The 13,097-nt window shown below is 66.8% G+C and carries 10 protein-coding genes; all 10 read left to right on the top strand.

Going from position 1 to position 13,097, the window contains the following annotated elements; all coding sequences use genetic code 11:
• Positions 1-837: 837 nt before the first annotated feature.
• Entirely contained in the window at positions 838-1,509 is a 672-nt protein-coding gene (locus AC3WMR_RS30355) for a response regulator transcription factor (protein ID WP_492266911.1), read from the top strand.
• On the top strand, positions 1,496-3,991 hold the full coding sequence (locus AC3WMR_RS30350; RefSeq protein ID WP_492266910.1) for a sensor histidine kinase: 2,496 nt from the start codon (positions 1,496-1,498) through the stop codon (positions 3,989-3,991). Before AC3WMR_RS30355 ends, AC3WMR_RS30350 begins: the two co-directional genes overlap by 14 nt.
• Positions 3,992-4,163: 172 nt before the next feature.
• Positions 4,164-5,261, top strand: coding sequence for an ABC transporter substrate-binding protein (locus tag AC3WMR_RS30345; RefSeq protein ID WP_025137634.1), 1,098 nt, complete (start codon positions 4,164-4,166; stop codon positions 5,259-5,261).
• A 162-nt stretch (positions 5,262-5,423) separates the two neighbouring features.
• On the top strand, positions 5,424-7,202 hold the full coding sequence (locus AC3WMR_RS30340; protein WP_025137635.1) for an ABC transporter permease: 1,779 nt from the start codon (positions 5,424-5,426) through the stop codon (positions 7,200-7,202).
• Entirely contained in the window at positions 7,195-8,283 is a 1,089-nt protein-coding gene (locus tag AC3WMR_RS30335) for an ABC transporter ATP-binding protein (RefSeq protein WP_492266909.1), read from the top strand. Before AC3WMR_RS30340 ends, AC3WMR_RS30335 begins: the two co-directional genes overlap by 8 nt.
• 56 nt (positions 8,284-8,339) lie before the next feature.
• A complete protein-coding gene (locus AC3WMR_RS30330) occupies positions 8,340-9,239 on the top strand; it encodes a TonB family protein (RefSeq protein ID WP_492266908.1) in 900 nt (299 codons plus the stop codon).
• Complete coding sequence (aroE, locus tag AC3WMR_RS30325; protein WP_492266907.1) at positions 9,236-10,099, top strand: shikimate dehydrogenase; 864 nt, start codon at positions 9,236-9,238, stop codon at positions 10,097-10,099. The genes AC3WMR_RS30330 and aroE overlap by 4 nt, the downstream gene beginning before the upstream one ends.
• A gap of 4 nt (positions 10,100-10,103) precedes the next feature.
• On the top strand, positions 10,104-10,838 hold the full coding sequence (gene mtgA / locus AC3WMR_RS30320; protein WP_175193416.1) for a monofunctional biosynthetic peptidoglycan transglycosylase: 735 nt from the start codon (positions 10,104-10,106) through the stop codon (positions 10,836-10,838).
• A gap of 93 nt (positions 10,839-10,931) precedes the next feature.
• Entirely contained in the window at positions 10,932-12,110 is a 1,179-nt protein-coding gene (gene lptG / locus AC3WMR_RS30315; protein ID WP_175193417.1) for an LPS export ABC transporter permease LptG, read from the top strand.
• Positions 12,107-12,940 carry a symmetrical bis(5'-nucleosyl)-tetraphosphatase gene (locus tag AC3WMR_RS30310; RefSeq protein WP_492266906.1) on the top strand — a complete coding sequence of 278 codons (834 nt, stop codon included), beginning with the start codon at positions 12,107-12,109 and terminating at the stop codon, positions 12,938-12,940. Before lptG ends, AC3WMR_RS30310 begins: the two co-directional genes overlap by 4 nt.
• Positions 12,941-13,097: the final 157 nt, after the last annotated feature.

Here is a 13,097-nt window from a genome sequence, read left to right as displayed (position 1 = left end):
CGTCACGGGTGTCGTGCATGACGACTATTGGGCTTCAGATTCCCTCGGGCGCATCGAGGTTGCCCACTCCGCATGCCACCCCCGCCAGGGGCTACGTGCGTCTTGGGTCGTTGCGCTGCTAGACCTGTGGTCAGGGATGGGGCTGCCGCTGCCCGCCGATGACGGCCGCACGGGCGGCCGCCAGCGGCTTACGCGGTGTCTTGGTTTGCTTGATGACGCTTGCGCGCTTTTCATCAGTTGCTTGCTTGGTGCCTTCCGCATTTTGGGGTGGGCGGTGATGGGCAGGGATTCTCGCCGAACAGCGCTTTTCTGAAGCGCCCGAACCCGTACCTACCAGTGCTCGTTTGCGGGGCCGCCGGTTCATCGCTCACACTCGCCACCGACCGCGCTTGTTTTTCTCTTCCCCCCACCCCGAGTCGCACTCCCCCCTTTTTTGCGACTCCCCTTCAATCGACCACCACCCATAAGCCAAAGAAGGCCGCCCGCGCGGCCGCTTTTGGCGTCCCCGCAAGATCTTCCATTGCCACCGGGGAGTTCCCCAAGAATGCCAAGCACGCTGTCCGCCCCGGCGGCGGTCAAGATGCCGCAGTGGAGCCCGCGGCGTTGGCGGTCTCCCGTGCGCGGGGCGTCGATGCGCCCGAGGGAATCTGAGGGGAGCCGAAGGCGGACGAAGATGACGAGGGGGAAGTCCGGAGCGAAGGCTCCGGACCGCAATCGTTGCCCCGCGCACGGGAGACCGCCAACGCCGCGGGCGGCCTCGAGAACAACAGCGTCCCAAAAACAAACAGCCTCCCGTTAAACTCCTCCCAAAAACCACAACAACATTGGAGAACAAACATGCGCATTTTGCTGGTCGAGGACAACCTTGACCTGGGCGATGCCGTGGAAAGCAAACTGCGCTCGGCCGGCCATAGCGTGCAGTGGGTGCGCAATGGGGTGGAGGCGTTGCGGTGGGGGTTGGACGAGACTTGGGATGCCTTGGTGCTCGACATCAACCTGCCTGGCAAAGATGGGTTTACCGTCATTCGGGAATTGCGGGCCGCCGGGCTCGAAGCGCCCGTGCTCGTCGTCACGGCGCGGTCCGAGATCGAAGACAAGATCGACATGCTGGACCTGGGGGCTGATGATTATCTCGTCAAGCCGTTTGACCTGCGCGAGCTGGAGGCGCGGCTGCGGGCCTTGCTGCGGCGGCCCGCGGGGCAGACCACCAGCGTCACCACCTATGGCAACCTGAGCCTGGATATGGCCAATCGACATGTCGTCTTGGCCGGGACGCCGCTGGAACTGGGGCGGCGTGAATTTCGGTTGTTGGAGATTCTGCTCGGAAAATTGGGGCAGACCGTGGCCAAGGAGCGGTTGATGAACCAGTTGTTCGACCTGGATGATGGGTCGCTCAATGCGCTGGAATTGCTGATTTCGCGGCTGCGCAAGAAATTGACGGGCGCGTCCATCGACATCGTCACCGTGCGGGGCGTGGGGTACCAGGCCCGCAGCCATGAGCCTTCCTGACAGCTTTTCGATTCGGCGGCGCGTCTTCACGCTGGGCGCCGTCCTGCTGGCCTGCGCCTTGCTGGGGCTGGTCTTCTTTTTGCGTGGCTATGCGCAGCGGGCCGCCGAGCAGGCGTTTGACCGGTTGCTGGCGGCGTCGGCGCTGACGATTGCAGGGTCGGTGCAGATCGAGGACAACGGCGTCACCGTTGAACCGCCGGTGTCATCCCTGGCCATGCTGTCGGGCAGCGAGCGGGTGTTCTATGAAGCCCGCACATCCAACGGCCGGCTCATCACCGGGTATGCGGACCTGGCGCCGGGGCTGCCGCTGGCGCAATCGGCCACGCCTGTCTTCACCTATCTGAGCTATCACGATGAACCCGTGCGCGTAGCGACGGTGGGCCGGCTGGTGTCGGCCAGCCAGCATGCGGGCTGGGTGACGGTGCGGGTGGCGGAAACGCTGGGGTCGCGTGAAGAACTGGCTGATGAGATATTGGGACGCAGCGTGTTGCCGCTGCTCGTGGTTTCGCTGGTGGCGCTGGGCCTCTTGTGGTTTGGGGTGCAGCGGGCCTTTGCGCCGCTGGCCGTGGTGGAGCGCGAGCTGCGGCGGCGGGCGCCCGATGACCTGGCGCCGCTGGTCACGCCCGTGCCCACCGAAGTGCGGCGGCTGGTCGAGGCGCTCAATGCGTTCATGCAGCGGCTGTCCGGGCTGATGGATACGCTGAACACGCTGGTCGCCGACGCGGCGCACCAGGTGCGCACGCCGCTGGCTTCGCTGCGGGCGCAGGCCGAGGTGGCGCTGGACGAAACCGATCCCAAGCGCCTGCACGAGCGCCTGGGGCGTATCCACCTGAACGCCATGCATGCCAGCCAGCTCATCAATCAGTTGCTGATGGACGCTACCATCACGCACCGGCTGGGCAAGGGGTCGCGCGCGCCGGTGGGCGTGGCCGAGACCATCAATGAAACGCGGCGTCGCATCGGGCCGCTGGAGGCCCAGCGGCTGCGCATCGAGATCGCCCCGCAGGTGCGACGGGCGCGCATCGCGGGCGATCGCGTGGCGTTGCGTGAAATGCTGCGCAATCTGGTGGACAACGCGCTGCGCTATGCGCCGGACGGCACCGTGGACATCCAGGCCACGCCCGTGGCGGGATTCCGGGTGGCGCTGACCGTGTCCGACCGCGGGCCGGGCATTGCCGATGACGAAAAGGATGCCGTGCAGCAGCGCTTCATACGCGGACGAACCGGCGAATCGCAGCCGGGTTCCGGCTTGGGCCTGGCCATCGTGCGATCCGTGGCGGTGGCGCATGGCGGGTCGCTGTGGTTGCAGGACCGCCCCGGCGGCGGCCTGTCGGCGCGGGTGATCCTGCCGCTGGCGCGCCAGCGCAGCGGGGCCGGCGGGCGCATGCTGGCCGGCTGGCTGGGCGCCGCGTTCGCGGCGGCCCTCTTGCTGGTGGCCGCCCCGGCCGACGTGCGGGCCGCCGACATTCCCGAGATCGTCACCCGCTATCCGGCGCCGCAGCCGTCGTCGCGCGTGCTGACCATCGCCGGGCCGACGGACACGCCCGTGGTGGCGCCGCTGATCCTGGGCTTTCAGGCGCAGCGGCCCGACGTCACCGTGGTGTACCGGGAGATGGGCAGCCGCGAACTGTACGAGGCGGCCATCGATAACCAGCTGAAGGACGTGGACGTGCTGATGAGCTCGGCCTCGGACCTGCAGATCCGTCTGGCCAACGACGGCTACGCGCAGCGCTACGCCTCGCCCTATGCGGCCAAGCTGCCGTCGTGGGCGGTATGGCGCAACGAGGTCTACGGCTTCACCTTCGAGCCGGCCGTGATCGTCTACAACCCCAAGCGCTACACCGAGGCCACCGTGCCGCGCTCGCGCCAGGACCTGCTGCGCACGCTGGAACACGACCACGCCCGGCTGCATGGACGCGTCGGCACCTACGATATCTCGCGCAGCAGCGTGGGCTACCTGATGGCCGAACAGGACGAGCTGGTGTCGTCGAATTTCTGGGGGCTGGCCAACGCCTTCGGCCAGGTCGGCGTGCGGCTGTCGGCCACCAGTGCGGAGCTGCTGGACGCGATCGAGAACGACGAGATGGACCTGGGCTACAACATCCTGGGGTCCTATGCGCTGTCGCGCCAAGCGGCGGGCAGCAAGATCGGCATCGTGTTTCCGCAGGACTACGTGCTGGTGTTGGCGCGTTCGGTGCTGATCGCTCGCAAGGCGCCCAATCCGGACCTGGGCCGCGCGCTGGTCGACTGGCTGCTGTCGCCGGCTGGACAGCAGGTGGCATCCAGCCACGCGGCGCTGGGCTCGATCATGGAAGACACGCCGGGGCGCTGGACCTCGGAAGCCGTGCTGGCACGCTCGCAGGGCATCGTGCAGCCCGTGGTGCTGTCGCCGGCGCTGCTGGTGGGGCTGGACCAGCGGCGCCATTCGCGCTTCGTGCAGAACTGGATCCGGCTGGTCACCGATACGCCGGAACGCCCCTAGGAAAGCCGGCGTGGCCTGAGGCCCTGCTGCGCCGCTGACCTTGTCCCCGATACCGGGATTACCCCTATCCCACCCTGCCCCCCATGACAGGACGACGACAGACGCCGGCCCCTAAGATGCGGGCGAACAGGCTTCGCGCCTGTCGATACTAATTCCAACGGAGACAAGACCCATGCTTGCCAAGTCCAGACTGGCGGCCGCCTGCGCCGCCGCATTCGCCATCGCTGCCGGCAGCGCCTACGCCCAATCCGTGCCCGCGGGCTACCCGGCCGATTACCAGAAGATTCTCGACGGCGCCAAGAAGGAAGGCAAGGTCGTGATTTATTCGACCACCGACACCAAGGCCGCCGGCCCCATCATCAAGGGCTTCGAAGCGCTGTACCCGGGCGTCAAGGTCGAATACAACGACATGAACAGCACCGAGCTGTACAACCGCTACATCAGCGAGCAGGCGGCGGGCGGCAGCAGCGGCGACATCGTCTGGAGCTCGTCGATGGACTCGGCCCTGAAGCTGGCTACCGACTACGCGCTGCAGTACAAGTCGCCCGAGATCGGCAAGCTGCCGGCCTGGGCCGTATGGAAGGACTCGGCCTACGGCACGACCTACGAGCCGGCCGTGTTCATCTACAACAAGCGCCTGATTCCGGCCAACGAAGTGCCGACCACGCACGGCGCCCTGGCCAAGCTGATCGCCAGCCAGCCGGACAAGTTCAAGAACAAGGTCACGACCTACGACATCGAGAAGTCGGCCGTGGGCTTCATGCTGGCCGTGCAGGACAAGGCCAACGACCCCAAGTACTTCGACACGCTCAAGGACATCGCCAAGGGCGGCCTGATCGTGCAGTCGTCCACCGGCACCATGATGGAACGCGTGTCGTCGGGTGAAAACCTGATCGGCTACAACATCCTGGGCTCGTACGCCGAAACCCGCGCCAAGACCGATCCGTCGCTGGGCGTGGCGTACCCGACCGACTACGCGCTGGTGCTGTCGCGCGTGGCGTTCATCAGCAAGAAGGCCAAGAACCGCAACGCCGCCAAGCTGTGGATGGACTACCTGCTGTCGCAGAAGGGCCAGGAAATCATGGCCAACCAGGCTGACCTGGCCTCGGTGCGCGACGACATCGAAGGCGACAACGATGTGGACGGCATGACCAAGAAGCTGGGCGCCTCGCTCAAGCCGATTCCGGTCAACGAGACGCTGCTGGACTACCTGGAGCAGAACAAGCGCCTGCAGTTCATCAAGGACTGGCGCGCTGCCGCAGGCAAGTAAGGCTGACGGCGCCACGGGGGCAACGCATCCGCCCCCGGCCGCCAGCACGCGGGAGGGCGGCATGCCCCCCACCCGCCGGCCGGACATTCACCTGCGGGTGAATGCCGGCGGGTGATCGCCAGCGGGCGCCCCCCGCGTCTATCGAATCAACAGGATTTCCCCATGCAGTCATTGCGCAGAAAATGGCAGTCCCTGCCGCGCGGCGTGGTGGTGCTGATCACAGCCTTGGCCATCTACGTGCCGCTGTCGTTCATCATCATCCAGAGCTTCCTGTCCGCGCCCTTCTTTTCGCCGTCCAAGGTCTTCAGCCTGGACGCGTTCCGCTTCATCTTCGCGGACCCTGATTTCTACAAGGCGCTGAAAAGCGGCTTCATCCTGGCCTTCGGGCTGGCCATCATCGCCATCCCCCTGGGCGGCATGCTGGCTTTCCTGATGATCCGCACCGACCTGCCCGGCCGACGCTGGATCGAGCCCCTGATCCTGGTGCCGGTGTTCGTGTCGCCGATGGTGCTGGGCTTTGGCTACGTGGTGGCGGCCGGCCCGGTCGGCTTCTTCTCGATCTGGGCGCAGAACATCCTGGGCTTCGTGCCCTGGAACGTGTATTCGCTGACCAGCATCGTCATCATCGCCGGCCTCACCCACGTGCCGCACGCCTACCTGTACATCTCGTCGGCCCTGCGCAGCATGGGTTCGGACGTGGAAGAAGCGGCCCGCGTCACCGGCGCCTCGCCGCTGCGCGTGATGGTGTCGGTGAGCCTGCCGATGGTGCGTCCGGCCATGCTGTACGCCACCGTGCTGCTGTTCTTCCTGGGCCTGGAAGTGTTCGGCCTGGTGCTGGTGCTGGGCGATCCGGAAGGCAACCTGGTACTGGCCACCTACCTGTACAAGCTGACCAACAAGCTCGGCATTCCGTCGTACCACCTGATGGCCGCCGTGGCCGTGGTGCTGATCTGCATGACGATTCCGCTGGTGATGCTGCAGCGCCGCCTGATGCGTACCGCCAACCGTTTCGTCACCGTCAAGGGCAAGGCTTCGCGCGCCCGTCCGCTGCCGCTGGGCAAGTGGCGCTGGGTCGCGGGCGGCGTGGTGGCGTTCTGGCTGCTGGTCACCATCGTGGTGCCGCTGATGGGCGTGCTGCTGCGCGCGTTCGTGTCCAACTGGGGCATGGGCGTGTCGCTGTTCGACGTGCTGTCGCTGGACGCCTTCCGCACCGTGTTCGCGCAGCCGAACCTGATGCGCGCCATCGTCAACTCGGTCGCCATCGGCGTGTTCGGCGGTGCGCTGGCCGTGATGTGCTACATGTTCGTGGGCCTGGCGATGCACCGCAAGCCGGACAACGTCACCCGCTTCATGGACTACAGCGTGCTGGTGCCGCGCGCGGTGCCCGGCCTGCTGGCGGGCCTGGCGTTCCTGTGGGTGTTCCTGTTCGTGCCGATGTGGCTGGACAACGCGCTGGATCCGGACCTGGGCGGCTGGCTGTCGGGCCTGCCGTTCGCCGAATGGCTGCGCGAGAACTTCATCGAATGGCTGCGAGCCATGCGCAGCACCATCTTCAGCGTGTGGCTGGCCTACACGGTGGTCTGGATGGCCTACGGCCTGCGCCTGATCTCGTCGACGCTGCTGCAGGTGGGGCCTGAACTGGAAGAGGCCGCCCGCAGCGCCGGCGCGCGCCGCGGCCAGGTCACCCGCCACGTCACCGTGCCGCTGGCCAAATATGGCCTGATCGGTTCGTGGTTGCTGATGTTCCTGATCTTCGAGCGCGAATACTCCACCGGCGTCTACCTGCTGTCGCCCGGCACCGAGACCATCGGGTCCATGCTGGTGTCGCTGTGGGCGTCCGGCGCCATCGACATCGTGGCCGCGCTTTCCTTCATCAATATCGTTCTGGTCGTGATCGGCCTGGGCATCGCCCTGCGATTCGGAGTCAAACTTCATGATTGAGCTTTCTGTAGAAGACCTGCACCTGGATTACGGCGACAACCCGGTGCTCAAGGGCGTGTCGATGCAACTGCGCCAAGGCGAAGTGGTGTCCCTGCTGGGCCCGTCGGGCAGCGGCAAGACCACGCTGCTGCGCGCCGTGGCCGGCCTGGAAGGCCCCAAGCGCGGCCGCATCACCATCGGCGACCGCGTGGTCTACGACGGCGGGGCCCGCAAGGAAATCCCGGCCGAAGAGCGCAACCTGGGCCTGGTGTTCCAGTCGTATGCGCTGTGGCCGCACAAGACCGTGTTCGAGAACGTGGCCTACCCGCTGAAGCTGCGCAAGGTGCCGTCCGCCGAAGTGCGCGAACGCGTGCAGGCCGTGCTGGACCAGCTGGGCCTGGGCAAGCTGGGCCAGCGCCATCCGCACGCGCTGTCCGGCGGCCAGCAGCAGCGCGTGGCCATCGGCCGGGCGTTGGTGTACAGCCCGCCCGTCATCCTGCTGGACGAGCCGCTGTCCAACCTGGATGCCAAGCTGCGCGAAGAGGCCCGCGCCTTCCTGCGCGAACTGATCATCCGCCTGGGGCTGTCGGCCTTGATGGTGACGCATGACCAGAGCGAAGCCATGGCCATTTCCGACCGCATCCTGCTGCTGAACAACGGCAAGATCGAGCAGCAAGGCACGCCGCAGGAAATGTACGGCTCGCCGTCCACGCTGTTCACCGCCGAGTTCATGGGCAGCAACAACCGGCTGGACGGCAAGGTCACGGAAGTGCGCGATGGCCGCACCCGCATCGAAGGCCACGGCTGGGCGCTGTGGGGCAAGGCTGGCGAGGGCGTGACCCAGGGCCAGGACGCCACCGCGGTGATCCGGGTCGAACAGGTCCGCCTGGCGGACGATCCCGATGGCAACCATCTGGACATGCCGCTTCTGACCAGCATGTACCTGGGCGACCGCTGGGAATACCTGTTCCGCACCCCGGACGCGGACCCGGCCAACACGCTGGCGCTGCGTGCCTACGGCCCCGAAGGCCGTGAGCCCGGGCCCTGCCGCCTGGCCCTGCCGGCCAGCAAGGTCTGGGTCTTCCCCCGGCCCTCGAAGTAAGCGCTACGGGCAGCCACAAGTGACGGCGGCGGGCGGACTGGCTCTACAATGCGTGCGTGCAACGCCTTGCTGATTCCCCCTCTCCGCTGAGCCGTCTGCTGTGGTGGCTGGGCGCCCCCGCCCAGCACTACCTGCGCATCGGCATCGCGATTTCGCTGTTGGTGCACGCCGGCGCCCTGGCGTGGCGCTTCGGTGCGCCCGCGCTGTCCCGCCCGCCCGCGACCAGCCTCGAAGTGGTGCTGCTGAACGCCCGCAGCGAAACGCCCCCCGATACCCCCCGGGCCCAGGCGCAAAACCAGATGAGCGGCGGCGGCAACGCCGAACGCGGCCTGTCCACCACCCCCCTGCCCCAGACCGGCGCGTCGGCCGAGACCATCGTGCTGGAAGCCATGCGCCGCCGCCAGGTGCAGCTGGAAGCCGAACAGGCCCGCCTGATGACCCAGCTGCGCGCGGCCGACAAGGCCGGCGCCGAGCGCCAGGCGGTCAACCCCTGGCCCGACGGCAACGAACGCGGCCAGGACGCCCAGGACCAGGCCAGCGTCATCCAGAACGCCCAGGTGGCCGCCCTGGCCGCCAAGGTGCAGCAATACAGCGCCGAACCCCGCAAGCAGTTCGTGGCGCCCTCGGCCGAGGCCTCGCGCTACGCCGCCTACCTGGACGCCTGGCGCACCCGCATCGAATCCGTCGGCACCCAGCATTACCCGGACGAAGCCCGCGGCCGCATCTATGGCTCGCTGCGCATCACCGTGTCGGTGCGCGCCGACGGCAGCATCGCGGCGGTCGACATCGACCAGCCCTCGCCCCACGCCGTGCTGAACCAGGCCGCCCGCCGCATCGTGCAGCTGGCCGCGCCCTTCCCGCCGTTCCCGCCCGACATCGCCCGCGACACCGACGTGCTGGTCATCACCCGCACCTGGCATTTCGTCAACGACACCCTGGAAACCGAAGCCCCATGACCGAGGCGCCCCCTCTTGCCCGCTACGCCGTCATCGGCAACCCCATCGCGCACAGCCGCTCGCCCCAGATCCACGCCCTGTTCTCGCAACAGACCGGCAAGCCGCTGACCTACGAGCGCCTGCTGGCGCCGGTGGACGGTTTCGGCGCCGCGGTGGCCGCCTTTGCCGCCGAGGGCGGGCTGGGCCTGAATGTAACGGTGCCGTTCAAGCAGGACGCCTACGCGCTGGCCTCGGGCCACCTGTCCAGCCGCGCCCGGCTGGCCGGAGCGGCCAACACCCTGTCGTGGCGCGACGGCGCCTGGCACGGCTGCAACACAGACGGCGTCGGCCTGGTGTCCGACCTGCTGCGCCTGGGCGTGCGCCTGACCGGCGCGTCCGTCCTGCTGGTGGGCGCCGGCGGCGCCGCCCGCGGGGTGCTGCAACCGCTGGCCCAGGCCGGCTGCGCCCGCATCCACATCGTCAACCGCACCGCCGCCCGGGCGCTGGAACTGGCCGAAGGCTGGCGCGAAACCGGCGCCGAACCCCAGACCCGCGTCACCGCCGGGGGCCTGGCCGACGCCGCCCTGCCCGGCGGCTGGAATTTGGTGGTCAACGCCACCGCCAGCGGCCTGCAGGACGCCGCCCCCGACCTGCCCGCCGGCCTGTACGCCGAGGGCGCGGCTGGCTACGACATGATGTACGGCGCCCAGCCCACCGCCTTCATGCGGCAGGCCCGCCAGGACGGCGCCGCCTTGACCGCCGACGGCCTGGGCATGCTGGTAGGCCAGGCGGCCGAGAGTTTCTTCATCTGGCACGGCGTGCGGCCCGACCCGACCCCCGTGCTGGCGGCGCTGCGCGAGGCGCTGATGGCGGGAAGCTGACCCGATGGCCGCCCGCGGCAAGAGCGGCAAGCGCCGCTCATGGTTCCGGATCATCACCGGCGTGCTGATGGCGCTGGTGTGCGCGGTGCTGCTGTACCAGTTCTGGCTGTTCGGGCTGGTGGTCTGGTACAAGTACCAGAACCCGGGCAGCAGCGCCGTGATGCGCGAGGAACTGGCCCGCCTGCAGGACGGCAATGTCGATTTCCGCCTGAAATATGAATGGGTGCCCTACGACAAGATCAACCGCAGCCTGAAGCTGGCGGTGGTGGCATCCGAAGACTCCAATTTCACCGAACATGACGGCGTCGAATGGGACGCCATTCGCAAGGCCTGGGAATACAACCAGAAGCAGGAAGAAGCCGGCCGCAGCAAGATGCGCGGCGGCTCGACCATCACCCAGCAACTGGCCAAGAACCTGTTCCTGTCCAGTTCCCGCAGCTACGTGCGCAAGGGCCAGGAACTGGTGCTGACCTACATGATCGAACACGTCATGACCAAGGAACGCATCCTGGAGCTGTACCTGAACGTGGCGGAATGGGGCGTGGGCGTCTTCGGCGCCCAGGCGGCGGCCAAGCACTATTTCAACGTGCCGGCGGCCAACCTGGGGGCCAGCCAGTCGGCCCGGCTGGCGGCCATGCTGCCCAACCCGCGCTTCTATGACAGCCACCGCAATTCCAACTACCTGAACTCCCGCGTTTACACCCTGACCCGCCGGATGCAGATGGTGGACATCCCCTGACACGAGAAACCGACTGATTTCCAAGGCTTGCACCCACCTTGAACGGCGGGATTTGTTAAGCTTTCACGTTTACGCGCTCACTCGTCCCTTTTCATGCGTACCGCACGTCGCTACCTGGCCCGCGAGATCTATCGCTCTTGTGCAGTGGTCCTTATGGCCCTGCTGGGCCTTTTCACGTTTTTCGCGCTGGTGGACGACCTGGACAACGTGGGCGACAAGTTCTCCATGCTGGCCTTGCTGTACATGCAGGCGCTGGCCATCCCCACCCGCCTGTACGACCTGCTGCCGATCGGCCTCCTGATCGGCGCGATCCTGGCGCTGGCGGGCCTCGCCCAACGTAACGAACTGGTCATCTTGCGGGTGTCGGGCGTCAGCGGCATGCGGCTGCTGCGCATGCTCTGGATCGTGACCATTCCGCTGATGATCGGCGCGGCCCTGCTGTCCGAATACGTCACGCCCTGGGCCGAAATCAAGTCTGGCGAAGCCAACCTGCAATTTCGCGGCCGCGCCGGCGGCGACCGCCTGAACAGCGGCTACTGGTTCAAGGAACCCACGGCCAACGGCGGCACCCGCATCATCAACATCGCTGAACTCAAGGGCGACGGCCAGGTCACGGGCGTGACGCTGTACGAGTTCAAGAAAGACCTGACGCTGTCGGTGCTGTCGACCGCCCCCACGGGCCTGTTCGCCCACGGCGACCTGGTGCTGAAAGACGTGGCCGAAACCCGCCTGGACGACGAGGCCGCCGAAGCGCTGGCCAACGCGCGCCCCCCGAAGAACCCCCCCGCCACGGTAGTGAAGGTGCCCGAACGCACGGTGGACACCACGCTCAGCGCCGAACGTCTGTTGGCCCGGGTGCTGACGCCCGAGCGCATGTCGATCGTGACGCTGCTCGATTATGTGGATTATTTGCGCAACAACCAGCTGCAATATGGTCGACAGGTTGTCGCGTTGTGGCGCAAACTGGCATATCCGTTCACGCTGCTGGTGATGATCACCATCGCGGCCCCCATCGGGCTGATGCAGACGCGCCGCGGCGGCGTGGGCGCCAAGGTCTTTATCGGCATCCTGCTGGGCGTGGGCTTTTTCATGCTGAACCAGCTGGCGTTGAACGTAGGCATGCTGGGCAAGTGGCCGCCCTGGCTGACGGCCCTGGGCCCGAATATCGGGGCCATGGCCTTGGCGCTGGGCGCCATGAGCTACATGGAATACCGCCACACCATTACCCGTATCGTCCAACAACGTTGGCCCTGGAGTAAGAGTCCCGCATGAACAGCAGTATCTGGATGATCGGCGACGTGCAAGGTTGCTGCTCGCCGCTGGATCGCTTGCTGTCCCATCCCGAACTGGTCGGCGACCCGAAGTCGCGCTTCTGGTTCGCCGGGGATCTGGTCAACCGCGGCCCGCAGTCGCTGGCAACGCTGCGCCGCATCATCGACCTGGGCGACCGTGCCACAGTGGTGCTGGGCAACCATGACCTGCACCTGCTGGCAGCGGCCGCGGGCGTACGCAAGCCGTCAAAATCAGACACGCTCGACGAAATTCTTCGCGCGCCGGATTCGGCCGCGCTGATCGACTGGCTGCGCTCGCGCCCGCTGGCCCATTTCGAGCATGACCACCTGATGGTGCACGCAGGCACGCTGGCAAAATGGGACGTGGCCAAGACGCTGTCGCTGGCGGCCGAAGTGCAGGACGCGCTGCGCGGCCCGAACTGGCAGAAGGCGCTGCAAAAGATGTACGGCAACGAGCCATCGACCTGGAAGGAAGACCACAAGGGCGGCAAGCGGATGCGGGTGATCATCAACGCACTGACGCGCATCCGCCTGTGCACGCCAAACGGCCACATGGAGTTCGCCACAAAGGTAACGCCGGGCGCATGGCCGGCCGGGCTGGTACCGTGGTTCGATGTCCCTAACAGGGCGACGCGCAATATCACGACGGTATTCGGACATTGGTCTACGCTGGGGTTGATGCAGCGGCCGGATGTGATCTGCCTGGATACGGGTTGCGTATGGGGCGGGGCGTTGACGGCGTTGCGGTTGCAGGATCGGAAGCTGGTGCAAATCAAGTGTTCGCAGTTTCAGGATCCGATGTCTGAGTGACGCTTTGTCTGATTTTTGAGGGTGACTGACGGGGCTTTGTTGCTTGCTTGCTTGCTGCGCTGGGTTTTTTGCGCTGGTCAGTTCTTCGTAGGTAGCCCCTTGCGGCGGCGGCATGCGGAGTGGGCGCCCACGATTGCGGTCCGGAGCCTTCGCTCCG

The organism is Achromobacter sp. FW305-C-28 (assembly GCF_058783235.1).
The sequence above is the reverse complement of the archived record's forward strand: the minus strand, read 5'-3'. Positions and strand labels throughout refer to the sequence as shown.

Excerpts from the sequence above, each read along its gene's own strand:
- AC3WMR_RS30350 (WP_492266910.1), top strand. The coding sequence starts at position 1,496 with ATGAGCCTTCCTGACAGCTTTTCGATTCGGCGGCGCGTCTTCACGCTG.
- AC3WMR_RS30335 (WP_492266909.1), top strand. The coding sequence starts at position 7,195 with ATGATTGAGCTTTCTGTAGAAGACCTGCACCTGGATTACGGCGACAAC.
- AC3WMR_RS30355 (WP_492266911.1), top strand. The coding sequence starts at position 838 with ATGCGCATTTTGCTGGTCGAGGACAACCTTGACCTGGGCGATGCCGTG.
- mtgA (WP_175193416.1), top strand. The coding sequence starts at position 10,104 with ATGGCCGCCCGCGGCAAGAGCGGCAAGCGCCGCTCATGGTTCCGGATC.
- AC3WMR_RS30310 (WP_492266906.1), top strand. The coding sequence starts at position 12,107 with ATGAACAGCAGTATCTGGATGATCGGCGACGTGCAAGGTTGCTGCTCG.
- aroE (WP_492266907.1), top strand. The coding sequence starts at position 9,236 with ATGACCGAGGCGCCCCCTCTTGCCCGCTACGCCGTCATCGGCAACCCC.
- AC3WMR_RS30345 (WP_025137634.1), top strand. The coding sequence starts at position 4,164 with ATGCTTGCCAAGTCCAGACTGGCGGCCGCCTGCGCCGCCGCATTCGCC.
- lptG (WP_175193417.1), top strand. The coding sequence starts at position 10,932 with ATGCGTACCGCACGTCGCTACCTGGCCCGCGAGATCTATCGCTCTTGT.
- AC3WMR_RS30340 (WP_025137635.1), top strand. The coding sequence starts at position 5,424 with ATGCAGTCATTGCGCAGAAAATGGCAGTCCCTGCCGCGCGGCGTGGTG.